22 protein-coding genes are annotated in these 24,654 nt (G+C 53.3%); 1 reads left to right on the forward strand and 21 read right to left on the reverse strand.

Features of this window, described 5'->3' with window-relative positions:
• Positions 1-59: 59 nt before the first annotated feature.
• The gene (locus ACMAZB_RS09355; RefSeq protein ID WP_435216701.1) at positions 60-647 is read left to right on the forward strand and encodes a carboxymuconolactone decarboxylase family protein; all 588 of its coding nucleotides are present in this window, start codon (positions 60-62) and stop codon (positions 645-647) included.
• On the opposite strand, the gene ACMAZB_RS09360 is transcribed toward ACMAZB_RS09355, so the two are convergent.
• From ACMAZB_RS09360 to ACMAZB_RS09460, 21 genes are all read right to left on the reverse strand, one after another.
• Complete coding sequence (locus ACMAZB_RS09360; protein WP_435211261.1) at positions 642-1,073, reverse strand: cupin domain-containing protein; 432 nt, start codon at positions 1,071-1,073, stop codon at positions 642-644. The genes ACMAZB_RS09355 and ACMAZB_RS09360 overlap by 6 nt on opposite strands.
• A 1-nt stretch (position 1,074) precedes the next feature.
• Positions 1,075-3,120 (reverse strand): pyrroloquinoline quinone-dependent dehydrogenase, encoded by a 2,046-nt coding sequence (locus ACMAZB_RS09365; protein ID WP_435216702.1) that lies wholly within the window; start codon positions 3,118-3,120, stop codon positions 1,075-1,077.
• A gap of 25 nt (positions 3,121-3,145) precedes the next feature.
• Entirely contained in the window at positions 3,146-4,321 is a 1,176-nt protein-coding gene (locus tag ACMAZB_RS09370; RefSeq protein WP_435216704.1) for a 2-oxo acid dehydrogenase subunit E2, read from the reverse strand.
• Entirely contained in the window at positions 4,314-6,212 is a 1,899-nt protein-coding gene (locus tag ACMAZB_RS09375) for a PQQ-binding-like beta-propeller repeat protein (protein WP_435216705.1), read from the reverse strand. The genes ACMAZB_RS09370 and ACMAZB_RS09375 overlap by 8 nt, the downstream gene beginning before the upstream one ends.
• Before the next feature lie 35 nt (positions 6,213-6,247).
• Complete coding sequence (locus ACMAZB_RS09380) at positions 6,248-7,225, reverse strand: alpha-ketoacid dehydrogenase subunit beta (RefSeq protein WP_435211268.1); 978 nt, start codon at positions 7,223-7,225, stop codon at positions 6,248-6,250.
• A complete protein-coding gene (locus tag ACMAZB_RS09385; RefSeq protein ID WP_435216707.1) occupies positions 7,222-8,199 on the reverse strand; it encodes a thiamine pyrophosphate-dependent dehydrogenase E1 component subunit alpha in 978 nt (325 codons plus the stop codon). The genes ACMAZB_RS09380 and ACMAZB_RS09385 overlap by 4 nt, the downstream gene beginning before the upstream one ends.
• A gap of 69 nt (positions 8,200-8,268) precedes the next feature.
• Positions 8,269-10,800 (reverse strand): TonB-dependent receptor, encoded by a 2,532-nt coding sequence (locus tag ACMAZB_RS09390; protein WP_435216709.1) that lies wholly within the window; start codon positions 10,798-10,800, stop codon positions 8,269-8,271.
• Between the two features lie 509 nt (positions 10,801-11,309).
• On the reverse strand, positions 11,310-12,131 hold the full coding sequence (locus ACMAZB_RS09395; RefSeq protein WP_435216710.1) for an SDR family NAD(P)-dependent oxidoreductase: 822 nt from the start codon (positions 12,129-12,131) through the stop codon (positions 11,310-11,312).
• A gap of 18 nt (positions 12,132-12,149) precedes the next feature.
• Complete coding sequence (locus tag ACMAZB_RS09400) at positions 12,150-13,073, reverse strand: glutathione S-transferase family protein (RefSeq protein ID WP_435216712.1); 924 nt, start codon at positions 13,071-13,073, stop codon at positions 12,150-12,152.
• An 18-nt stretch (positions 13,074-13,091) separates the two neighbouring features.
• Positions 13,092-13,796: a glutathione S-transferase family protein gene (locus tag ACMAZB_RS09405; RefSeq protein WP_435216714.1), complete on the reverse strand. Its 705-nt coding sequence runs from the start codon at positions 13,794-13,796 to the stop codon at positions 13,092-13,094.
• Between the two features lie 28 nt (positions 13,797-13,824).
• A complete protein-coding gene (locus ACMAZB_RS09410; RefSeq protein WP_435220070.1) occupies positions 13,825-15,657 on the reverse strand; it encodes a DUF3604 domain-containing protein in 1,833 nt (610 codons plus the stop codon).
• Positions 15,657-17,018, reverse strand: coding sequence for an aromatic ring-hydroxylating oxygenase subunit alpha (locus ACMAZB_RS09415; protein WP_435216715.1), 1,362 nt, complete (start codon positions 17,016-17,018; stop codon positions 15,657-15,659). The genes ACMAZB_RS09410 and ACMAZB_RS09415 overlap by 1 nt, the downstream gene beginning before the upstream one ends.
• Before the next feature lie 27 nt (positions 17,019-17,045).
• Entirely contained in the window at positions 17,046-17,438 is a 393-nt protein-coding gene (locus ACMAZB_RS09420) for a Zn-ribbon domain-containing OB-fold protein (RefSeq protein ID WP_435216717.1), read from the reverse strand.
• Between the two features lie 12 nt (positions 17,439-17,450).
• Complete coding sequence (locus tag ACMAZB_RS09425) at positions 17,451-18,611, reverse strand: thiolase family protein (RefSeq protein ID WP_435211283.1); 1,161 nt, start codon at positions 18,609-18,611, stop codon at positions 17,451-17,453.
• Between the two features lie 3 nt (positions 18,612-18,614).
• The gene (locus ACMAZB_RS09430; RefSeq protein WP_435216718.1) at positions 18,615-19,031 is read right to left on the reverse strand and encodes a hypothetical protein; all 417 of its coding nucleotides are present in this window, start codon (positions 19,029-19,031) and stop codon (positions 18,615-18,617) included.
• Complete coding sequence (locus ACMAZB_RS09435) at positions 19,028-19,483, reverse strand: FAS1-like dehydratase domain-containing protein (protein ID WP_435211286.1); 456 nt, start codon at positions 19,481-19,483, stop codon at positions 19,028-19,030. Before ACMAZB_RS09435 ends, ACMAZB_RS09430 begins: the two co-directional genes overlap by 4 nt.
• Complete coding sequence (locus ACMAZB_RS09440; protein WP_435216720.1) at positions 19,480-21,072, reverse strand: long-chain-fatty-acid--CoA ligase; 1,593 nt, start codon at positions 21,070-21,072, stop codon at positions 19,480-19,482. Before ACMAZB_RS09440 ends, ACMAZB_RS09435 begins: the two co-directional genes overlap by 4 nt.
• Positions 21,047-21,460, reverse strand: coding sequence for a nuclear transport factor 2 family protein (locus ACMAZB_RS09445; RefSeq protein WP_435211290.1), 414 nt, complete (start codon positions 21,458-21,460; stop codon positions 21,047-21,049). Before ACMAZB_RS09445 ends, ACMAZB_RS09440 begins: the two co-directional genes overlap by 26 nt.
• Positions 21,461-21,852: 392 nt before the next feature.
• A complete protein-coding gene (locus ACMAZB_RS09450) occupies positions 21,853-22,317 on the reverse strand; it encodes a VOC family protein (protein WP_435211292.1) in 465 nt (154 codons plus the stop codon).
• 42 nt (positions 22,318-22,359) lie between these two features.
• The gene (locus ACMAZB_RS09455; protein WP_435211294.1) at positions 22,360-23,580 is read right to left on the reverse strand and encodes a cytochrome P450; all 1,221 of its coding nucleotides are present in this window, start codon (positions 23,578-23,580) and stop codon (positions 22,360-22,362) included.
• Positions 23,581-23,584: 4 nt separating this feature from the next.
• The gene (locus tag ACMAZB_RS09460) at positions 23,585-24,592 is read right to left on the reverse strand and encodes an MDR family NADP-dependent oxidoreductase (protein WP_435216722.1); all 1,008 of its coding nucleotides are present in this window, start codon (positions 24,590-24,592) and stop codon (positions 23,585-23,587) included.
• Positions 24,593-24,654 lie beyond the last annotated feature (62 nt).

Below are 24,654 nucleotides of genomic sequence, written 5' to 3' on the forward strand. Positions count from 1 at the left end.
GAGGCGGGTTTAGGTACTCGCCGCTTTTATCTGAACACTAACTGATATCGAGATAAACAATGAGCAGATTAAGCTTTGTACCCACTGACGAATGGCCCCAAGAACTCCGAGATTTCGTTCAAGCTGATACCGCCAGCGATATAGCGCTAGGGATTACGCGAATGCTGGCTCATGCGCCCGAAGCCGCCATGGGACCACTTCAATTCGGAGCTGCCTTGGGAGTCAACAGAACCTTGCCCGAAAGGCTCATTGAGCTGATGCGTTTACGCATTGCGTTTCACAACCAATGCCGCAGCTGCATGGCCATTCGTTACTCAGCCGCAGAAGGCAGTTTCGACGAAGCCACGGCTTGCGCCCTAGAACAACCCGACATTCCAGACAGCCTTTCAAAGCCAGAACAACTGGCTATCGAGCTCGGTGATCGATTTGCGACACAACACCTGGCCATCGACGAAGGTTTTTTTGAACAGCTAAAAGCGCAGTTCACGGAAGCAGAAGTCATTGAGCTACTTATGCACTGTGCTCTTTATGTGGGTATGGGGCGCTTGGCCGCCGTCTTAGACATGACAGAAGATCTACCAAAGGGCTTCGCAAAACCTTTTGGTGAAACCGTCAAGCTTTCAGCCGATACACCAGTATCCCTATAAACCTTTCGCTTGCTGGGCTAAGGCTTCGCCCAGCGTGCGAGCGTTGAACACATAGTCAATGCTGCCATCTTCCTTAAAGTAGGTCACAGCACCCTCCCCCAGAAACAACATTTCGGTTTCCTCGACACAGTGTGCGTCAACATGTGTGGCAAAAATAGGTTCAAAACCATAGGTGCCGGGTTTGGCTCGACCAGCGTCGTAAATGAGCTCACCTTTAGTCACAAAAAACTGACCCGTGCCCTCATGACGATGCGCTTGAAAGCGTGCCCCAGGAGCCATATGCACGTAGAGCGCCCATTGACCTGTTTGCTCACACAGCCGCAGCACTTTGAAGTGCGTGCCGCCGCCTACATCGAGCCAGTCCATCTCGGTGGTGTCAGCGAGAATATCGCCGTCTTCAGAGGTACTGATTCCCTTCTGATTCACTTTATTTCCTTTTTGGGGGTAGTGAGAATGCGATTAGATGATCACCCGGGGGCGTTCCCAATGCGGCGTGGCCTCCGGCGGCAACAACAACATATTGCTCTCCGTTCGACAATTCATAAGTGATCGGCAACCCATGAGCCGTTGTTGGCAGTCGTCCCTTCCAGAGTTCGCTGCCGGTTTCGGTAGCAAAGGCGCGCAAATAGCGATCAGTAGTCGCTGCGATAAAGGTTAGGCCCGATGCGGTCGTTACGGGACCTCCAATGTTTGGCGAACCCTTGATATACCAAAATGGAAAAGGTGCCATATCGCGAGACGTGCCCAAAGGCACTTGCCACTGCACCTCACCCGTGACGAGATCAATGCCGGCGAGGGTTCCCCAGGGTGGCGGTGTGCAGGGGGCGCCCATGGGCGAGACAAATCCCAGCCAGCGTCGATTGCAGTAGGGAGTACCCTCTGAAGGCTCCTCCAGAAAGTGTCCATGGGCAACGGGCTCTGGGTCGGCTTCAGGACCGCATTCCTCTCTCGGCAACAATTGCACAATGGTGCCAACATGCTGAGTGTTAACCACAAGAATATTTCGATTGGGATCTAGTCCGGGACCACCCCAATTTTGTCCTCCGAATGCACTGGGCATATGCAAAGAGCCCTCAAGAGACGCTGGAGTGAACGGCCCCTCGTAGCGCAGCCCTTCCAACACATTGGCGCAGGCCTTGCGGTCCCACAGGGTCAGCCCCCATACATCGTCCTGATCACCTGGTAGATCCAGCAGGGAGCGCGGTTTGCTAGGAATAGGTTGAGTGGCCGCTGTGTAATCTCCGGCCACAGTGCCCTGGGGGACTGGCTGCTCAATGACCGGGAAGAGGGGCTTCCCTGTGACACGATCCAGCAGAAAAACGTACCCTTGTTTCGTGGTTTGCGCCAAGCCATGAATCACGCCCCCATCAGTCGTCACGTCAAACAAAGTAGGCTGCGACGGTACGTCGAAATCCCAGATATCGTGATGAACGGTCTGGTAGTGCCAAACAACTTCACCCGTATCACCCGAGAGGGCGACGACCGAACTGGAATAGTAATCAGAGCCCTCTCTGTGCCCTCCATAATAGTCGGGAGAGGTATTGCCTGTGGGCACGTATACCCGGTTAAGCGTCTCGTCGACAGAAATGAAAGACCAAACGTTACTGGTGCCGGGCTGGTATTGGTCGCCCTGTTCTTCTGAGGGCTGCTGAGCATCAATGTTGGTAATGGCGCCATCTGAAGCCGACTGGCGACCTGCCTCGAATTGTGAGTTATCGCTGCTACCCGACGGAGGAACTGGCTCCCAATCCCAGATCAACTGTCCGTTAAGCAAGCTGTAGGCCCGCACAACACCACTGGGAACATCCGTTGAAATATTGTCGGCAATAGCTGCACCTGTAATCAGAAGGCTACCCAAAATCGCTGGGGGTGTATTGAGTGTGTAGTCCCCCGGGGCATGAGGGCGCAGACCCTCACGTAAATTTATCTCAGCTACAGCACCAAAATGGCAGCGCTGTCCCGTAAAGGCATCTAGCCCGATGACCTTCGCGTTCATCAGCGGCGCAACGATAATACTGTGACAGGTTTGATTTTCTGCTTGCTCTGGATGCTGCCACTGCGTCACGCCTCTGCAGCGCGGCATAGCATAGTCAGCTAAATTAATGTCGGGGGTATAACTCCACTGCTGTTCACCGGTTGCCGCATTGACCGCTATGATCCGATTAAAGGGCGTGCAGATCACAAGATTATCGCCGGCGAGTATCGGTGTCGCCTGCCAAGAGGATTGCAAAGGAACCTCGGCCTTTAATCCATCGCGAAAATTTGTGCCTTTGCGAAAATCTCCAGAGCGGTGCGTCCACGCTACCTTCAACTGTTTCACGTTGTCAGGTGTGATGGTGGCCGCACTGCTGAAATGGCCGCCGCCTGGCTGGCCACCGGGCAGTGGCCAATCAGCATTTTGGCTAAACGCAAAGTGCGACAAAAAAGCCAACGCGCAAACTAAAGCGACATTGGCAGCAGGCTTCTTTTTCATCGATACCCTCGTAATATCTCAGTGACTACTGCGACGATCCGACCTGCACAGTATCGGCCAACGTCTTCAAAAACTGAGCGCCTTGCGCACCATTTACCCAGCGATGATCACATCCCAGCGTAATATCGAGGCACTCTTGTGGTTCAAAAGCCTGCGAGTCGTCGTTCCACACGGGCTGTATTTGAACCCTGCCGACAGAGAGCACCATTACCTGAGGTGGCGTCACCATAGCCGTAAAAGCCGCGACATCGTACATCCCCAAATTGCTAATCGTAATCGCTGCTGGCAAATGATCTGAAGCTGTAAGCTTGCCTTGGCGAGCCCTGTCCACCATCTCGGCAACCCGCTGCGCCAACTGCGTAACGGCTTCCCCCGGCACGTCACCAACTACTGGAGCAGACACCGCGCCATCAGCCCGCGAGACGGCCAGGGCAACATTGAAAGTTGGGACAGCACGGACTGTGTCGCCCTCAAACTGAACATTTAACTCAGGATGTCGCGCCAGCGCAGCGCGTAGCCCATTAAGCAACAGAAGCGTTATCGCACTCTTCAAATTGGGGTTTTCGCGCTTTAAGGCTGTGATAGCGGGCCCCACGTTGAGACGCCGTTGAATGTGAAATAGTGGTACCGAGTTCTGCGCACCCACCAAGGCTTGGGCAATGCGGCCCTGTGTTGCAGACAGTGTTTTGGCACCACTCACTGAATCGGCTTCGGTATGTGCAAGGGCTCTATCAACATCCTCTTTCAGAATACGTCCATTAGGCCCGGTGCCAGTCACATCTCCAGTAGACAGCCCCGCCTTTTCAAGCTTGCGCTTCAGTGCTGGACTAATCTTCACAGGGGCAGTGACTTCCTCCCGGGCAGGCGCCTCAACCCTCGAGGCAGGCTCTGGGTTCCTTGCCTCTACCAAATTATGCGTGGCGATAAACGCTTCCAGCTCTGCCTGCTGAAAATCTGTCATTGCCAGCACCCCAATAAGGGTGCCCACTGGCAACTCCTCGCCCTCAGGCACAAGAATTTTCGCCAAAGATCCCGACACTCGTGCCTCAAAACTATTTACTATTTTGTCGGTCTCGATATCTACAAGCTCGGCTCCAGCGGCGATTTGCTCACCCTCGCTATAGCGCCAATCGACAATCCTCCCATGGGTCATCTCAATACCCCATTTTGGAATTGTCACTGCTTCAAACTGCTTACTCACGCACTAACCCCTCAGCAACTTCGGTGGACTTCAGGCCAAACACCAACAAGACGTTGCCCGGCATACGACTGCCAAACTGGTACCCCGAGTTCACCAGTAAGTGCCCATTAGCAACAACGGGGCCATCTGATTCGATCGACCCACCGCGACCCAGCTCTCCCGATACGGTGTCAAACTCCCCCAGAGAATTGTATTTCCAGAGCACCTCACCAGAAGCTGCGTCATAGGCGCGCAAAAGACCATCGAACCCTCCTGCAAATATCAATTGATTCGAGCTTGTTGCCGCTGCTGACAAGCCAGGATCGCAAGCCGGCTTCTTATTTTCTGGGCACTCATCCAGAGCTGGCGCGTACCACCGAACCGCACCCGTCAAAGGATCAAGAGCGTGCAGTCCCGGAAAGGCAGGGTCGTTGGGGAGGCCCGGGAAATGGGTGTCTGCGATAGGAACAAACAGCGCATCTTGATTTGCCGTCATACCCCAGTGGACGCCCCCAGCATAACCCCCTCGACCTAGTTTTTTATGCCAAACAGCTTGCCCTCCCGCATTCGGATCGAGGGCGTAAACATCACCGCTTTTTTGCCCAACAAACAGCAAGTCCCGCGTTTCGCCCTGCCATAGAATTGTCGCAGCGCCAATGTCTAGATCCGGACCATTCTCTTGCGGACAATTACCACCGCCACCGATAAAGCAGGCCATATTCCAGGCATCCCCTGCTAAAAGTTGTTGGGACCAAACGATACCGCCATCATCTAAACGCATCGCGACAACAGCATCACTTGTCGATACAGCTGGAGAGGTATACCCCTCTCCGGTACCGACGTAGAGCAGCCCTCGCTCGGCATCAATTGTTGGAGAATTCCAAACTGGGGCACCCGCAGGTGCCATGCGCTTCGCTCCCGCCGGATTGATTTCGCCGGTTTCGCCCGGCGCTGTCGGAATAACAAAACTGTTCCAAAATAAACTGCCGTCATTGGCATTCAGAGCCGCAACGCTCCCGCGGAACGTGCAACATGCATAGCCAGGGTCGGCTGCTGTTGCCCATTCAGAGGAAGATATGGGCACATAGAGTCGCTCTTCGTGATACTTAACAGACCCTGTAATCGTGGCGTCAGCATGAGTCGCCACCGACGCGCGCCACAAAGCAGCGCCGGTTCGCGCTGAAATTGCATGGACCTGCGCTTCAAAATCACCGAAAAACAGGACAGGGTCGGGCTGGTTTTCCAACCTCGCTACCGTGATGCCATTACGAACCTCAGCCCCGGCTTCATACTGCCAATGAGCACAGCCGCTGGTCAGATCCAAGGCATAGACTGTGCCCTTTTGAGAGCCCACAAATACCGTGTTGCCATGTACTAGGGGTTGTGAACGTGCCCGAGTCGCTCCTGAATAGGCAAAGGCCCACTTGAGCTCCAAATCATCTACCGTGCTTTGGCTAAGCCCTGCTGACTCTGCATCTTGAAAACGCTGATTTCTAATTCCCCCACCCCAACCACTCCAACTCGGATCATTATTGGCCAGAGCCGGCGTGAAATCTTTGTCGCAGGCCTTTACCTCTATGGAGACCGTTTCTGCTGATTCGCTGAGATGCTGAGCGATCAGAACACGCTCTTCTTCAGACAAATGTGCCGCCTGCTGACGCATGACTCCCTCTGATATTGCGGAGAGAATACTGGTGGTGGACATCATGTTGAAACTGATCGCATGGGGCGCTTTAGGGACCGAACCGTTGTGACAATGCAGGCAATTGGTTTGAAACAAGCTGGCGCCCGATGCCGCTTCTTTTAGCGACGTATCGGCAGCTGCGTTATTTTCAACAACCCCAACGGCAAGACTTACTGAAGCCATTCCAAAGAGCGTCATGGCCATCAACCACGTCCACAAAACTTTCATTACCAGTACCCCTCTAACAACAACGCTTTATTTGCTTAGTACGCCAACGCCTTCTTTGCCGCACGAACAATGTCAGCAACGCTGGGAACATATTCTTTCTCAAGGCAGGGGGTTGCTGGAACGGGGGTATGGGGTGCCGTAACACGCTGTACAGGCGCATCGAGGTAATCAAACCCGAACTCCGCCACCATACCGGAAATCTCGCTCGCCATGCTGCACAGCGGATTAGATTCATCCACCACAACCAACCGTCCGGTCTTTGACACGCTAGCAAGAATAGACTCCTCATCCAACGGCGACAGCGTACGCGGGTCAATTACCTCAGCACTGATACCCTCCGCCGCCAACTCTGCTGCCGCCTGCTCCGCTAACACCGCCATGCGTGACAGACCACACAAGGTAATGTCCGTGCCCTCTACGACTGTTCTGGCCTTACCAAAGGGAATCACATAATCCCCTTCAGGCACCTCACATTCATCCATGTAAAGTGCTTTGTGCTCGCAAAACACCACCGGATCATCCTGCCGAATGGCCTCAGCGAGCAATCCTTTCGCATCTGCAGCATTGGAAGGTGTGACCACTTTGATACCCGGTATTGCCGCGAGCATGGGATACAAAATTTGTGAGTGCTGGGGTCCGGTGCCCTCGCCCGCGCCAATCATGGTTCTTATCACCAGCGGCGTGCGCGCTTGCCCACCAAACATATACCGAAATTTTGCAATTTGATTGAGTAACTGATCAAGGCAGACGCCCAAAAAATCCACAAACATCAGCTCTGCTACGGGTCGCAATCCGGTTAGTGCAGCACCACCCGCAGCACCAACAATGGCACTTTCGGTGATGGGAGTGTCAATAACTCTAGCGACCCCAAATTTTTCAGGCAAACCTGCCGTAACGCCATAAACGCCGCCTTGACCGCTGGCAACATCCTCGCCCATAACGACCACGCGACTATCCCTAGCCATTTCCTCATGGAGCGTCAAATTAATGGCTTCTCGAATCGACATTTTCATTGCATCGCTCTCCCCTCATATTTGACATAGACATCGGTGTAGAGCTTCTCCAGTGTTGGGTCAGCCGCAGCCAAGGCCAATTCTACGGTGCGATCAAGTTCAGCAAAAATTTCCCGATCGATATCAGCAATGACGTTGGCATCCAAACCTTCGGTGCGAGAGTCCTGCAAAAAGCGTGGCAGAGGATCTCCCGCCTCACGCTGAGCACGCATCTCAGCGTCATCGCGGTAGGCCTGAGGGTCTCCCTCGAAATGCCCATAATATCTAGCAGACACGGCTTCTATCGCCGTGGGGCCGCCGCCATTGCGACCGCGCTCAATCGCTTCACGACAAGCCGCGTGCACCGCAAAAAAATCGGAACCATCAACGACAATGGAAGGCATACCAAACGCTCCGGCGCGCTCTGCAATACGACCTTCAGGTTTTGGATTGCGGGTGAACTCCGCATAGAAATTGTTTTCATACATAAAAATCATGGGTAACTGCAAAACAACGGCCAGATTTAATGCCTCAGCCACCGTCCCTTGATCTGACGCGCCATCACCAATAAACGCCATCGAAACACCACCGGTCTGCAGTGTTTTTGCTGTCAGTGCGGCACCCGCTGCGATCGGTGGCCCACCCCCTACAATCGCATTGGCACCCAGCATGCCTTTTGTCATGTCAGCGATGTGCATCGAGCCGCCTTTACCGTTACACAAGCCATCCTGCTTGCACGCCAACTCCAACATCATTCCCTCAAGCTCACAGCCCTTGGCAATACAGTGACCATGACCCCGGTGCGTACTCGCGATGTAGTCATCATTCGTCATGTCGATACAGGCGCCGACAGCAATGGCCTCCTGGTTGCGATACATGTGAATAAATCCCGGCAACTTGCCCTGCTGATATTCAGATCGTATTCGCTCCTCAAACTCGCGAATGGTCTTCATTAACCGGTAGGCACGGCTCAGTTCGTCAAGGTGGTAATCCATGGCGAGTCCTCATCACAATTAAAAAGAAAAAAAAGGGCCCTCACGGGCCCTTGCAACTGTACTCGGATTTTAGAAGTTATAGCCAATCTGAATACCGTACTCACGAGGCGCACCGTGGCGAGTAAAGTTCCAAAGGGTTGCCACAGGGTTAGCAGCGACGCGGTAAGTCTCATTGCCAAGGTTTTTACCGTAAACAGAAACTTCAACGCCACCATTAGGTCCCGTGTAGGTAATGTAGCCATTCACCAGCGTACGTTCCTCCATCTGCGTATTGGCCTTCTGCACAATAATGGGGGAACCACCGGCATCCGCGCCCTGGAAGTTCGCGGGGAACGGACTGGTTTCTGCATCGTCCTGATAGTGCATATTCAGGTTATACGTAAGGGTGGCACCGTTGCGGAGATCCTGAAAAAAGGTTGCCCCCAAGGCGTAGGTCAACTCGGGAGAAAACGGCACTCGCAGGCCCGACAAATCTGGATTGACCGCATCACCCGCCGGCAAACCGAGATCCGCTGGATTGATACCCGGTCGGTAGTCATCGTATTCATGATCGAGGTAGCCCATCATGCCATCGAGACGGAAGTTGTCAGTTACGGCCCACTGGAATTCAGCTTCAATACCTCGGGCAGTCGATGTGCCCTCGTTAACCGAAACCGTCTCTTGGAAGGTGTTGCCTGCGGCGTCCTGAATCGTTACCACAGTGTCACGCTGCAAGTTTTCATACTCGGTATTAAACGCAGCCAGATTCAGGCGTAGCGTTCCATCGAATAAGTCGGACTTCAAACCCACCTCGAAGTTTTCGTTTTCTTCACTGTCGTAGGGCGAGCATGAAAACGCAGAGCCGCAGGTTTCCGAGAAACCACCGGCGACAAAGCCCGTCGCAAAACTGGCGTAGGCCATGATTTCATCGGTAAACCGATAATCCGCCACCAACCGGTAGGTCACTTTGTCAAACGTCTTCGAGTTTTTCTGCACGTTGCCAAAAGCAGACTCTGGCAGAGGGTTGGTGTAGGGCCCCTGATACTGATCAAGATCAATAATATTACTCACGGGGTTATCTGCGGTGCCTAAGTTAAATCGCTGAAAGTCTTTTTTGTCTTCGGTGTAGCGCACACCGGCACTGATGGTCAGCTGCTCTGTCACATCAAAAGACCCATCAACATAGGCTGCCCAGGCGGTACGGTCCTGCGTAGTCTCCTGAACTTCGTAACGATTGTCGTAGAAATTGGTCGCGGCTAACGGACCAAAGAAACCCAAGTTGCCGAATACGATGAACTCAACATCATCGCGGTAAGCAGCCACGCCGCCGACCCAGTTAAAGGGGCCGTCGAACTGACTGGCCAAACGGAATTCCTGCTGGAATTGCTCTCGCTTGGTATTACGGCTGGCGTCATAGAGTGAGGTGTAGGCTTCGCCGGTGTAGGTGCTCGCCAAGATCTCATCTTGATCTCGCATACCCGTAATCGACTTCAACTGATAGTCACCCAAAGTGAATGCCTGATTTAGGTAAATACCTGATGCCTCAACTTGGTGACCGCCACTCATGTTGATAATTGCGTTCTGGGTATACGACTGACCCGTTGTAAAAGGGCTGTCAACGCCGGCGGCTTCGATCCCTGGAAAACCAATCGAAGGCCAAACGTAACCTTCATTTCCAGGAGTCTCGTTAGCCGTCGCAACGGTTTCAGATTGGTCGTCCAGATATTCAAAAATCAAATCCGCCTCGTACCAATCTGAGGGCTCCCAGCGAAACTTAAGCTTGCCTGCCAGTACATCTTTGCCGCCAAGATCTGAGCCATCGCCCGTTGTCGGATAGGTACTTTTGATTTCGGCCGTGCTGGGGTTGCCGGGGGTTGGGAAGAGACCATCACTACAAACAAAACAAGTGAAGGTGCCGCCCATGGGCTTGGTGTTGGAGTAGTAGCCATCGGAATAATCCCGAATGACCGAAATGCGTGCCGCCAAGGTGTCGGTCAACGGCACATTGAGCGCGAATTTAAATTTATTGAGATCACTGTCATTGCTCGCGTAGCGACCAAAGTTAACTTCGACATTACCCGCAACTTCGCCGCCGACATCGGGCTTTACTGTGGTAAATGCGATAGCACCTGCCGTCGTATTTTTGCCAAACAGCGTGCCTTGAGGGCCACGGAAAATTTCCACCTGCTCAATGTCGAACACTTCGATGAACTGCGACTGCACGTGGTTAAAAGCAAAGTCATCGACGGTAATGCCCACCGAGGGATCTTTCGTCACCAAAATTGAAATGAAGCCAGTACCTCGCATGCCACCAGCGATAGCGTTGAAACCATTTTGCGGCGTCAGGGTAACGTTGGGTGCAAATTGGGCAAGTTCGGTAACTGAGTTTTGAAAGGTTTTGCTGAGCTGCTCAGCAGTAATGGTACTGACAGCAATGGGCAGGTCTTGCTGGCTGATATCTCGCTTGGTACCAGTGACTACAACTTCTTCAAGGGCCGCAGCTCCGGCACTACTCTCCTCTTGAGCTACAGCGACTGAGCTAGCGACCGTTGCCGCTACAGCTGCTGCGAGTAGTGAGCGCCTTGCAATGTTGATGTGCTTAGGTGAATTGGGAAATTCCATACCGAGCTCCTAGTTATTTTTTTCAGTTTAGCTGTAGGGGCAATAAGACGTTTATTGCGGTTACACGACTTGCTTGTGCATAACAAGGATACTATAGAGTGACTCAGGGCGATGCAATACCCGTGAAACGCATCAGGGAAAAAGGCTACTAAAAAAAGTTTAAACATTATTGATCAATAGCTTACAGAATATACCCAATGCTAAATCTATTAAATAAAAAGCTAAGGATGCAACAAAAAAGAGACAGAGTTCGGGGTGCGATGCCCACCGTAGAAAAACTATATGCCGCCGCTCATCTTAAAATTTGAGAACGCCTGCTAAGTTTCTCAGTGCCAGTGTGCGAGGCGGAGAAATGCCATGGCAACGGATACCCATTGTTGTACCTCTGCAGCAACTGCGGAGGCTACGATGGGGGCAAACTGTTCTTGGCCTGCACGAACTCTTTGGCATACCTCAACACTTTAGTTTTGCACAAGAGAGAAGCCTGCGAATTTCAATTCTGCCTGCGACTACTGGGCGGTGTATCCACCATCGACCAACATTTCAGAGCCCGTCATAAATCGGGAAAGGTCTGACGCCAAAAACACAATGGCATCTGCAATTTCATCGCCCTGAGCCATATCACCAATCGGGTGGGCCGCTCGAATGGCGGCTCTGGCCTCAGCAGGGCTTGGAGCAAATCCCGCCTCACCAAGTTCGGTTAAACACTGTGCCGCAAAAGCCGTGTCTACTGTCCCCGGATGGATTGAATTGATACGAAGTTGCAAATCTAACGCGCCAAACTCGACTGCCGCCGCTTTTGTAAACATGCGCACCGCGCCCTTGGTTGCGGAGTAAGCACTCTGAAAGGCTACCCCTACGTTGCCGCAAATCGACGACATATTTACGATAGAACTGCGGACACCAGAGGTTTGCCCAGCGGCATGGAGGTCATCCAGGAAACATTGTGTGCCGAGGAACATACCGGTGCTATTTACCCGGAATAAACGGTCCCATTCAGCCAGCGTGGTATCGGCAACGCTCTTTACGACATCAATGCCTGCATTGTTGACCAGCACTGACAGCGGTCCCCAAGTATCGAGCACCTGCTCCCTCACTTGCTGCCAGCTATCGGGGTCACCCACATCTAAACAAGACGCCATCGCTAAGCCACCGTCTCCATGGATCGTCTCCACAATGCTACTCAAGGCCGCCTCATTAACATCAGTTACCATGACTTTTGCGCCATGCATCGCCAAAGCTTTAGCGGTGGCAGAACCTATCCCGCCAGCACCACCGGTAACCAATGCCACACGCGGGCTGCCATCCTTTAACTCCAATAATTTGTTCATCGCGAGCTATCCTCTCTCTTAGGGTCGATGTATGTCGTAGCCTTGCCGTGGAAAGTGCACATGCCGAACCGGTAAATCAGACCCTTCGACTCTAAGTGAAGTAAAGCGATCTCCCTGCCCCACAAGAATCCCTTCGACACAGCCTCGGTCTGCACCCACAGCACAGACCTTTACCGGAGTATCCCACCAGCTATTGAGGCGACTACTGCGTTCTAGAGCACCTGGAAAAAGTGTCAGATCCGCAGCTGGCTGAAGCAGGGCCGCCCGCGCCACATCATAATCTGAGGCCAGTCGCTCTCCCGAATCCAAGCCTTCCACTCGATCAGCCCAATCACTCAAAGCCTCAAGCGTAAGCAGCTCGCTGGCAACGTGAGGTAACCCGTTGCGAACAAACCAGAATATCCCCCAACAGTGAACATCTGCCAAGGTGCACTCATCACCAGTCAGAAAACTTCGACCATCGATTAGCTGGGTATCCAGCTGTCGCGCCAACTGGATGATACGGGCGGCCATGAGTTCACGAGTGTCTGGCAACGCCGTAAAATCAAGATGCGGAAACACCGCTGCCCTGTCGTTATAAAAATGCTCATCCCAGTCAGCAGCATAAAGCGCAACTGCCGAACCAAGCACCGGGTCAAACAGACTATCGGCCCACAATCCCATGGCATCGCTGAATAACTTCGCGCCCGCGGCTAGTGCTGCCGTCTTCGGATAAAAATGATCTAGGGCATCGGCGATGGCGACGGTATCGATAAAGACATCACTCCCCAACTGTAAAACCGGAGTGCCTCTATACCCCCCAGTGATCGCCTCAAGCTCAGGCTTTGGAGCTGTCATCGGCATTTCTACCGAATGCCATGTTAACTGCTTGATACCGAGTATTTTTTGAGCTTTTTGCGAAAAAGGCGAGGCATCATAATGATGAAGGATGGGGCCTAGCATAAACTCTCCTTATAATTTTCAACTGGGTTTTAAAACGTCTGCCCTTTGGTTAAGCAAAATCCCATAGTCTTCTGCAGCGATTTCACGGGTTGGATACGACGCCCAGGCCGCTGCCACGGCGGCACGCAGCTGCATCGCGTCATACCAAGCGGCCAATGCGGGAAAGTCGCTCACACTCTGCCCCTGCCAATCAGCGTGCACCAGCCAAGGCCAAACCGCCATATCGGCAATCGAGTAACTACCCCCCAGCCAGGGCACCTGCGACAGCCGCTCATTTAATACGCCGTAAAGACGGTTACTCTCATCGGTATAGCGACGAATGGCATAAGGCACTTTTTCAGGCGCAAATTTGTTGAAATGGTGCGCTTGCCCTCCAATAGGTCCAAGAGCAGACATTTGCCAATACAGCCACTGCTTGCACTGCCAACGCTCCGCTTCATTTGCGCCCATAAAGGCACCGTGCCGCTGGGCTAAAAACTCTAGGATAGCCCCCGACTCAAACACGACATCACCGTTGCTGGACTCCAACACCGGTACTTTTCGATTTGGGTTCAAGACGGCAAACGTCGGCGTAAGCTGCTCGCCAGTAGCAAGGTCAACATAACGTCCCTCCCAATCAAGCCCAAGTTCCTGCAGCAAGATGATGACCTTGAGCGAATTTGGCGATGGATAATAATGCAGCACATAATGTGCGGGAGTTGAGGGCTGATTATGCTCATTCATAGTCGATGGCAACCTGTGCACACCAAGATCATGGATGCATGGCTCCCAGATACCAGATCGGCGAGCTGTAGGCTCTATCCTGAATATACTCGGGCGCTTGCTCGGGCCGTTGGACTCCAAAAAAATTGGCATCTCGGGTTGTCCAGCGTTGCCGAGGCACTTCGATAACCCGGGCGTAATAAACCGCATCCTGATCTGCATTAAAAGCGGGATCCACCCAAACCGTCCGCAAAGATGCGCTGCCGTCGACCTCGCTTGGACCGGCGAGTGCAGCATCGTACACCCGCTCTTGTGGTTCATCCGCTTCGTCGATCCACCCCTTAACAATCTGCAGTGCGTGCAGATCGGGGCCGTCCGGCTCCTTCATGGCCAACACGATAAATACCGGCGCAGCCGCCCCCGGGGTATCAGGCTCTGATAGTGTCAGCGTTCCTCCCATTGGGACACCTCGCTGGTATCCGATGGTGGAGATAGGCACAGCTAGGAGGTCGTCCTCTGTAAAATCCCAGCCCCCAAAAAACCGCAGTTGAATTCTTGATCCCGTCGTCGCGTAAACCTCTTTACGCTGGAGCGCATCAAATAGCGCCTCTCGAGTATTTTCCTTGGCCCAAACTCCGGTAAGCCCTGAAGCACTCAATCGCCAATTCTCATTTAACACCTGCGCCATTTTGGTGAACATACGTTCTGCGGAGGGCTCTGTGGAACGGAATTTACCGAAAAAATTGTCCTCAGAAACCGCGCTGTAGCCGGTATGAGAATCCGTCGCCCCTATCATCCCAAACTGATAAGGATTAGCACCCAAACTCCTCCTGTACCTTAGCCCCTGCGCCAAAGCAGAACGCGCATATTCCTGAGGAAACATCCAATCCGCTTTTTCCGCTGTCAGCGCAATGTTGCCCTCATCCCAGCGCTCAAAATCGGCATAACGGTCATCAGGGGATAACAAGGGGTGCGTCTCAGAATCGCCCTTGACCTGCGTGACCTCCAAAAGCGGCTCCCAGCGGGCCCTAGTTTCAGCGTATGTCCGACTCAAAGGCACACCGGATAACGTTTGCGGTGCAAACATGCGTCCGTTACTGACATTAGAGTTGTGGGGAATAGCCAGCACTGAACCATTAACCTGAGATTCGTATCGGGCCATCGCCGCCCACAGGTCCTCCGGATCATTGCTGTCCTGAGACGAAAATGGCACGTTCTGATCTGCGTAGCCCCGCCCTTCACGATAGAGAACAACCCGGTGCAAGTTGTCTCCAGAAATAGTCGATGTCCACTCGTAAGCGGGAAATGCCGTGAATAAGTGCGGCTGGTTGTGACGATCAGCCGTTGCCACTGCATCTTGCCAAGCCGCGGACACAACAGCAGGTGGCGTCATTTTTTCGGGGGTAGGATTTTGAAACGCGTCAGCAAATGCCATAGTGAGCTCACCCATGCGATCGCTGCGCAAAAGCTTCAGCCAGTCCTCACCGAGGGCCCAGCCTTTCAGCCGCGAATCTTCTGCGTCTAACAGCCGGTATACCGATAAATATTCAGCGTGATCACTGACCGCCAGGAAGTCATGGCGATACCTTGGGCGAACTGACATGCCGTTACCCGCTCGCACCATTTCACCTCGAGCGAATCGGTAAGCCGTTTCAGGCGTTATTCTGGAGCCCATGGTGTAGGCATCCGCGGAGTTACTGGTGTGCAAGTGTAAATCTCCCCAGTACAGCTGGGTCCGCGTTGAATCTGAGTTAGGCGAGTAGCTATCACCCGCAATGACTGCCGAGGATATCGCCCCTACAGCAATCGTTAAGCTCAACTGGGTGACGGCAGCCCGAAAGCTCAGTACCTTTATCACCGCTCGCACCCCATTCAGAACCATCAAGCCGATGTTATTCCCAACCGCTTCTCTAGCTCGACATGAAAATGCCGCAAACGCTGCTCCTGTTCACCCCAGAGCTGGCCCTGAAAAGCCTTACTGCTCATGCCCTCCTGAACCGAGGGTAAAAACGCCGCGTCTTGGCTCAACACCAAACCCAGACCCGGATCCTCATCTTTGGAGTAACTTTCCGAGGGTGCTCTATTGCGGCCGGTCACATCGGTACCCTCGGGCAAGCCCATCCAAGCCGGTGGACAGTAGTCGGGATCATCCACAGGAAACATTAAGGTCATCGTGTCGTACCAAAATTTTTGGGGGTCGGTATCGTGTGGTAGAAAGCGCATGAGAAATATAGCTTCAGGGTGACACCCAATTTGTATGTTGGGAAAAATACCCGTCGCCCAGCTGTCCGACAGCTGCCCGTCGGTAAACCGCTCGTAACCCAGTCCCAACCGCTGCGACCGCGCGCGCTTACCCTGCTGAATCGCAGTGCGCACATCTAAAGCAGTGCCGCTAAAAGCATCAGGATCAACACCAGCCTCACGCAACATGAACTGCAATCCCTCGTTGACAGTTACCTGGTCGGGAAAGCGCGGACTTGGCTGACCTAGCGGCACAATCATACGACTCGCGCCCTTTGGGTAAAGATCATATTGGACATTCAGATCACTCATGACGCCCCGTGTTTCTGGATGCACCGCGTGCAGGTGGTAGCTTTCATAAAAAGCTTCGACCCCTACTTTCCAGTTAGAACACCACTCACTGCGAACGTGTCGAACTACCTTCATCTGATCGATCTGGTAATTTTCTAAATAGCCCTCGGGCAATCCAAGTTCTTCACCAACAGGCGCTGCGTCCTCATCCATGTTGATAAAAATAAGCCCTGCGTGAACCTCACAACGTGCTCGCTTTAGGCTGGGACGGTGGCTCACCACCTCAGGTTTGAAAGTCTCCTCGTCGGTAATACTGCGAAGCGCCCCGCCATTAGTAAAACTCCAGCTGTGAAACGGACAAACAAACACCTTGCGATTGCCCCGCTCCTCCGACAGCAGGCGCGAGCCCCGATGAGGACAGACGTTATAAAAAGCAACAACGCCCTCCGGCGTATTCGAAATAATGAAGGACTCGTGCCTAACACGAAATAAAAAGTAATCGCCGCTATTGGGCAGGTCGCTGACCACCCCCGCGAGCAGCCAACTGCGAGTCCACAATTCGTCCCACTCTCGGGCCATGTACTCCTGAGAAAAGTAGCCGCTTTTATCGTGAATCGCTGTGCCGTTATCAATATCAGGCTGTTTAGCCTCCAAACAATCGACGGGGGCGTCGGGGTTGATGACCGCTGTTGGTATCAATTTACTGTTCACACACGTCTCCTTATTTATGATGAGTATTTATCGGCTCGCCAGTGCCGGTGTAAAAACGGGCCTGATGTCAGCCCCTCCCACCGGGCGAAATGCCACAGTTACGGCCATACCACTAGCCACTTGATCGGGCTCCACATCAACGACGTGACTCATCATCGTTACGCCCTCTTCCAATGTAATCAGTGCAACGATATAAGGTGCTGAAAAGTCTGCCGAGACGCCTCTTCGGACCACGCTATAGCTCGACACTTTTCCTTGACCCGATGCCACAATCCATTGGCTATGCTCACTGCCACAGTGCTTACAAACGACTCTTGGATAAAACTGGTGGGCACCGCAATCCCCACATTGTTGAATGCGCAACTGACCTTCCGCGACACCGTCAAAATAAACCTGATTCAGCTGATCAACCCCGGCCATCTTTTGCTCCTATTAATTTGCTCTTCCAAGCACCACCGTCGCGTGACTAGACATAATGCCACCCTGAGCGTGCAGCAATGTGTGTTCAAGATGTGCAAGCTGACGCGTTCCGGCTGCCCCACGGTACTGACGAACAGCTTCGGTCAATCCAAACATGGCGCCGGGATTTCCGGGGTGACAATGCGACAGCATGCCCCCGTGAGTGTTGACGGGCAGTGCGCCACCGGGCCGTGTCGCACCACTGGCCAAAAAATCACCGCCAGCGCCTTTGTCACAGAAACCAAGGTCCTCGAGTTGTATCAGCAAAGCCGGTGAAAAGCAGTCGTAAAGCTGCGCCAGCTCGATATCAGACGGCTCAATGCCCGCCTGCTCGAATGCGGCCTTACCAGAGTCGACAGCAGCCGACCTAGTCAGATCTGTCGCCTGACTGATGTGCTCGTAATGGTGCCCCTCACCGTACCCCTTCAATAGGACCGGAGTATGGGGCAGATCGCGCGCACGCTCGCGAGTCGTCAGGACCACCGCAGCGCCACCATCAGAGACGATAGAGCAATCGAGTAGCTTTAACGGGTCTGCGATGGGTTTGGAGGCCAAGACTTCATCGACAGTAACCCGCTCGCGATACTGTGCAGTTGGGTTTTCGTGCGCCCAAGTCCTCGACGAGACCATGGCCTCGGCAAACTGTGCCTCGGTGGTACCGAAAGTATCCATGTGCGCGCGCGCTATTAATGCATAGTAGGCCGGTACCGTCGGGCCGTAGGGCTGCTCAAAGTGCGGATGTCCTGAGCTGGACTGCACTGCCATCGCACGATCCCTAGTCATAAAACTTCGCATGCTATCTGCCATGGACACCACCACAGTCGTGGCCAGCCCAGTCTGGATAGCTGCTGCGGCATAGCGCAAAGCCGTATAAGTTGTGCCGCCTCCTGTGCCAACGCTCAAACAATGGCTTGGGGTGAGTCCCGCGTACTCAGCGGTAGCTTCGGCGTGATACATGACCGGAGTAACCAATGAATTACAGGTAATCAATCCATCAATCGCACTGGCATCAAGGCCGGCATCGGCAATAGCCCCCAGAGCTGCCTGCACCCCCAGTGCCATAGGGCCGCGATCAGCGACGATTCCAAGGTCTGTTTCAAAACTTCCAACTATCGCAACATTTGAGAGATCCATGGGTCAGTCCGCCGCTGCAAATAACTTTGCACCAATCGTTCCCGGCGCGACAACTTCACCGGCCTCGTTGCGGATGCCTACTTCGAGCTCTAATGTGCCACTCGCCGCATCATAGGCGGTTACTGCGGCCGTCGCCGTCAGTGTCTCACCCACATAGGTAGCACCTCGGTTTGAGTAGGACACTGAAGTGATCATGCCCGCGTCACCCAGCCATTCATCGACTGTCTGGTGCAGCCAGTCTCCCAGCATGGGACCTGCAAGCACTAGGCCGGGATACCCCTCAACCTCAATTGCATAGGGCAGGTCAAAGTGAATGCGGTGGCCATTCCAAAGTGATGCGTTGTAAAGCATGAGCTGAACGTTGTCGGGTGTGTATTGTCGTTCTGGCAGCACCGCACCAATCGCAGGTTCTGGGGTCATCGCAAAATCCTCGTAGTTTTTTCACGAATCACCAGTTCATCATCGTCGTTTCGGATATCCATAATAATCTCGTAAAAAATAAGCGATCCAGAGCGCCCCGCTTTTTCATAAATCGCGGTGAGCGTGCGCACCGAGGTCAGCCAGTCCCCCGGGCGAATTGGCATTAGATACTCAATGTCCAGCCCCCCCGCCATGGCACGTTCCAGCGGAAATTTCGGCAGCAAGGTATCGATAGATACACCATCGGGAGTTAGCTGATCGAGCTCAACAACATCCCAAAACAGCGGCACATGAAACATGGGGGGGGCGACGTCACCATCGAGGTACTTGCGCTGGCGGTTACCCGTGGCGACCGCATATTTGCGAATATCACGGCGAGTAACAATCTCTCGCTGAGGTTTACTCTGCCGTCCAATGTTAGTCAGTAACTCAGCGGAAATTAACCCGGTCATACGCTGCGCTCCTGCACTTGCCAATAGGGGTCACGCAACTCGCGCTTCAGTATTTTCCCTGTGGGCGCCTTGGGAAGTGCCTCTACAAAATCTACACTTTTAGGTTTTTGATACGAGGCTAAATGCTCGCTGGCTACGGCAATGATCTCTGCCGCTGTGGCCGTGTGGTCTGGCTTCAGGACGACGACCGCCTTTACCGCCTCGCCCCAGGTGTCATCGGGGATACCGAATACCGCCGACTCTAAGACGGCGGGATGCTGATGAATGGCAGCTTCCACCTGCGTACTGTAAATATTTTCTCCTCCTGAGATGATCATGTCTTTGGCGCGGTCGACAATAAACAGATAACCCTCTGCATCCCAGACCGCTATGTCACCGGTCCACATCCAACCATCTCGCAGTATTTCAGCCGAGAGCTCTGGTCGCTGCCAGTAACCCACCATATTGGCCTCGGAACGCACGACAATTTCTCCTGGCGTCTGACTATCTCGGGGGACACAAACTCCTGATGGATCCACTACCTGAACCTCGGTGACAAAACCAGGACGACCACAAGAGCTTAGGCGCTCACTATGACGCCCTGCCAACGCGTCAATATGATCTTCTTGTGTCAAAAAAGTCATGGTCATACCCTCGGTCTGACCGTATCCCTGAATCAATGTGCAGGGAAACGCTTTCATCGCCGCCTCCACCACTGAGCGGGGCATGGGCCCGCCGCCGTACTGGAAATTACGCAAGCTACTGAGATCGTAGTCAGAAAAGCCCTCAACAGCCATCATCCAGTTGATCATCGTTGTGATGCCTAAGAAGGCTGAAACCCGCTCTCGCTGAATCACCTCAAGTGCAAGCTTCGCCTCAAAATTTATCAAAACAACGGGACAACCGTGGGCCATATAGTTCATCGCCAGAGCTACAGGAATGTGGAACATTTGGCCCGTCAGCATGTAAACATCTGTAGGCACGATTCGCTCAGCGACGGTTTGATTGATCATTCCCATGTAGAGCGAGTGATGCGTATGCAATGCGCCCTTGGAAAGCCCGGTGGTGCCCCCCGTGTAAAGGATGAGTACGGGATCGTCGGCAGAAACATGTGCAGCTGCAGCCGGTTCATCGCTTGATGCTTCTGCGATCAGACGTTCGTAGTCATCCTTAGGTTGATCCTCAAAAATAAACCAATGATCAATGTGAATTTTCTGGCGTAGGCGTTCAGCCATGTCCCGATACTCGGATGACACGACAATGACACGGGGTTCGCCGTCTTCAAGTAGGCGCAGCATTTCCACGTCACTGAGACGCCAGTTCAAGGGCAATGCAATCAACCCGCAACGCGCGACACCGTAAAATACTTCCATGTACTGAATACAGTTTTTGGACAGGATGGCTACTCGGTCACCCTTGGACAACCCAAGGTCATCTCGCAACGCGTTGGCGAGTCGCCTAACGCGCTCGTCTAGTTCGCCAAAAGTTATTCGACGCTCATTGGGGACATCCACTAATGCCTCTCTCTGAGGCTCTAGGCTCGCAGTTTTTGCGGGGATTCTTCCAATATTCATGCGCGAGCCCTCAGTAGGCACTGTCCAGATCAACATGGCGAGTTGCTATGCGCCAATGGTTGTCGACCTGACGAACCGTATCGCGATATAGACCCGTACTGAGCAACTTTGTTTTGCCCTCTTCAGTAGCGAATAAGGTGAGATTAGACGTCACCTCAACAACGTCTTCCGACGTTGAGAAAAAGCAGTTCGAAACAACATGTCGTCGCACGTCATTTTGGGATGCCATCGCATCACGGTACAACTGCATGACGTTGTCGCGTCCCTCAAAAGGTCCCACAAGGTCGCCACCAGCGATGCACAAACTCATAACGGCATCCTCACAGAGGCCTGATTCGAGCAATTCAAGGTCACGTTGATCATAGGCATATGAGGCCCTCGCGAGTAATTCAGTAATAGCAATCTTGTCATCAGCAGACAGCATTGTTGGGCACTCCATTTTCTTTGAAAAGATCCACTGTTTGAGAATCAGTGGGTTTAAACGTGAGGAAAACAGGCTGGAGGCCCTGACAGAAAAAACGAGTCAGAGGCGCTACCCGATCCGAGGCAACCGAACTATTTTTGGCTGTCTCGCCGAATTCAGGCACCTACTGCAATCCTCAATAATCGCCGCGTCCACGCACCTAACAGTATGGGGACGTTTTTATTTATAGCCCCAGCCTTCGCTAGCCGTAAGCCCCAAGACCGACATTCTTATTCATCTAAATATTCGGCGGTCTCCGTCAAGAGTATTACGGTTACTTGTGCCGAACAAGTCTGACAGGAAAGTTGGCGCAGAAGCCCCTAGACTGGGGCTTGGGGAACCTTGAGAGTTTATTATTCGGTGGCGGTTACCCACTCAGCGATCACAGGCTGTAGTGCTGTACCTACTAACTCAATGATCAAGCCGCCATTGGGTGGCGTTAAATAGCAAATTAGGCCAAAGCCATCATCGGGCGAGGCACCCGCGGCTAACGCCCTCCAACCCTGCGATTGAAGGGTATTTGCGGCGTCAGCTAAGTCCTCAGTCCAAAAACCGATATGACGACTATCTGGTAATTGAGCAGGGTCGTAAAATGGCGAGCTACCTTGACACAGCTCGAGGTGTACCGGGCCTTCTCTGCTGTAGCATGCATGAACCACTATTTCGTGCTCCCCTGCTTCTGGCGTCCAAAAAGGCAGAGGGTCAAAGCTTCGTACCGGGCTCCATTCGACGCCCAGGCTCTGACCGAGAGAGTCTCGCGCCGAGTGGATATCTGCTACTGCGATACCGTTGTGAAAACAATCACTCATTTTTAACATACACTCCCTCCTCGGGATCGTCGACGGTGCTTTACGAAGGGCCTACGGGGTGGTGGTCCACTGAAGATCAACCGGCAAGGCATCAAGTCCCATTGTTGTGCCACCGTGACCGATAATTTTTCGGTCTTCGCTCAATGAGACTGAACTCACCCTTTGACAAAACTCCTCAAGCACCACCCTGACTTCAAGTTTCGCAAGGTGTAACCCTATACATTTGTGTGCGCCGGCGCCGAAGGCGTGATGCCGATTTTGTTCCCCGCGACTCCGGTCAGTATCGAAGGTGTCCGGTGCCCCAAATACTCGAGGATCCCTAGAAGTAATCGCACTGGGAATCACTACGTTATCACCGGCCTTAATCAGCACCCCCGCAACTTCGGTATCTTGTTCGCAAATGCGATTTAAACTGATAAACGCATTCAGTCGCAGAAACTCGTCAACCGAAGCAGTGACCTTTTCGGGATTTTGGTGCAACTGAGCGTACTGGTCGGGGTTACGAGCCAGCTGAAGAATGGTGAACGACAGCATGGAAGCAACGGTATCGATGCCGGCCAGAAACAGTAGATAAGCAATGCCCTGCACTTCCTCTGCGGTTAGACGCTCCCCCTCTACCTCAGCGGCCAGCAGCAAATCAACAATATCTCCCGAACCCGGCCGCTTTTGGTGTTGCTCCACAACCTGCTGCAGGTGCAGTGCTATCTGCTGCCCACAGGCAAGCCGTTCTTCTAGGGAAGGCGCTCGGTAAAAACCGGTTTCCCACTCGTAAAACTGCGGCAACATAGTCGCCTCCAACCCCATCTGCTCGGCAAACACCCGAGTCGGAATTGGTTTCGCTATGTCTCCCAAAAAATCAATTTTTTCGTTGTTCATGACGGCGTCCAGCACAGCACAAGCTTGCGCGCGAACACCCGACTCCATTTTTTTAACGACGTCTGGCTGAAACACTGGCAGCAGCAAACGCCGATAACGTCGATGCTCATCGGGCCCGCTTTCTAGGGGAATCAATCGCGGGCGCTGTTCATAGTTAGCGGGAACACCGATGGGGAACGATCCAAAATTTTTAGCATCGCAAAGCACCGTGTGGGCCAAGCTATGCGTAAACACAACCCAGTGCCCACCGTTGTGGGGTGTGTAAGCCAAAGGCCGCTGTTCTTGTGCCAACCAAGCCAACATACACGCCTGAGGGTCCCCAGCGAGACCAGGGTCAGCCACAATGTCAATGTCACATCGAAGGTTCTCCGGCACATCCCTCCAATTCGTCGGCATATTGCTAACCCTCCAATAGGACTAAGCATTTACCCCGAGAGACACCGCCCATCATGTCGCAAAAAGCGGTGGGGGTCTGCTCAATGCCTCGATAACACTGGTCAAATGTTTTTAGCTCACCCGATCTTAACAACCGCTCCAAGGCCTCAATCACAGCGGGAAATTCATCGGTATAATCTGAAAACATAAAGCCTTCCATACGAGCTCGCTTAGTGATGAGCTCCCAAGTATGCGTCACCGGCTCTACCTCTGCCTCGTATTGCGATATCGCGCCGCACAACACTAGCCGCGCACCCTCCTGCAACTGCTGCATTACGGTGTTTAGAACTGAGCCGCCCACATTGTCAAAAAACAGATCAACTCCACTGGGTGCCGCGTCGGCCAAAGCCCGCGCGAGATCAGGCTGCGCTTCTCTTGAGATTGCGAGGTCATAACCCACCGTCTCAGTGAGCCATTGCGCCTTCTCTGCCGAACTCACCAAACCGATCGTGCGGCAACCAGCAGCTTTTGCCAACTGTCCCACAATGGTGCCCACAGCACCGCCTGCCGCACTGACCACAACGACGTCTCCCTGCTTTGGCTGGCCGATGTGATTCAAGCCGAGCCACGCGGTTATCCCGGTCGGACCCAGTGTCGACATGTACTCTGACAGCGCCAGATCATCAGCTGCCACCAGAGGTGAGCACAGATCTGAACCGTCCAATAAACTCATCTCCTCCCAAGCTGTCCTTGCGTTGACTAGGGTTCCTACCGCGTAATCTGGATGCCTAGACTCAATAACCTCACCCAAGACTATGCTTTGCACTGGCTCATTTAACTGCATACCGGTCAAATAGTTGTCTCCTGCCCCTGCCGACATCCATTGCCGGAAACCTGCATCAAGGGAAAAGACCCGGTTTTTAATCAAAAACCAACCCTCAGGGACCTCTGGACGAGGCACATCAACCACTTCAAAGTCGTCTGGCCTGACAGCACCATCGGGGTGCCTGGCTAAATTAACTGCTCGCGGCATATTCGGTCTCCTTGGAGTTACAAGCTTCACAGCTGAGCGGCCTGAGAATATCGCACAGAGAA

The sequence above is a fragment of the Luminiphilus sp. nBUS_07 genome, assembly GCF_051201685.1.
Classification (GTDB): domain Bacteria; phylum Pseudomonadota; class Gammaproteobacteria; order Pseudomonadales; family Halieaceae; genus Luminiphilus.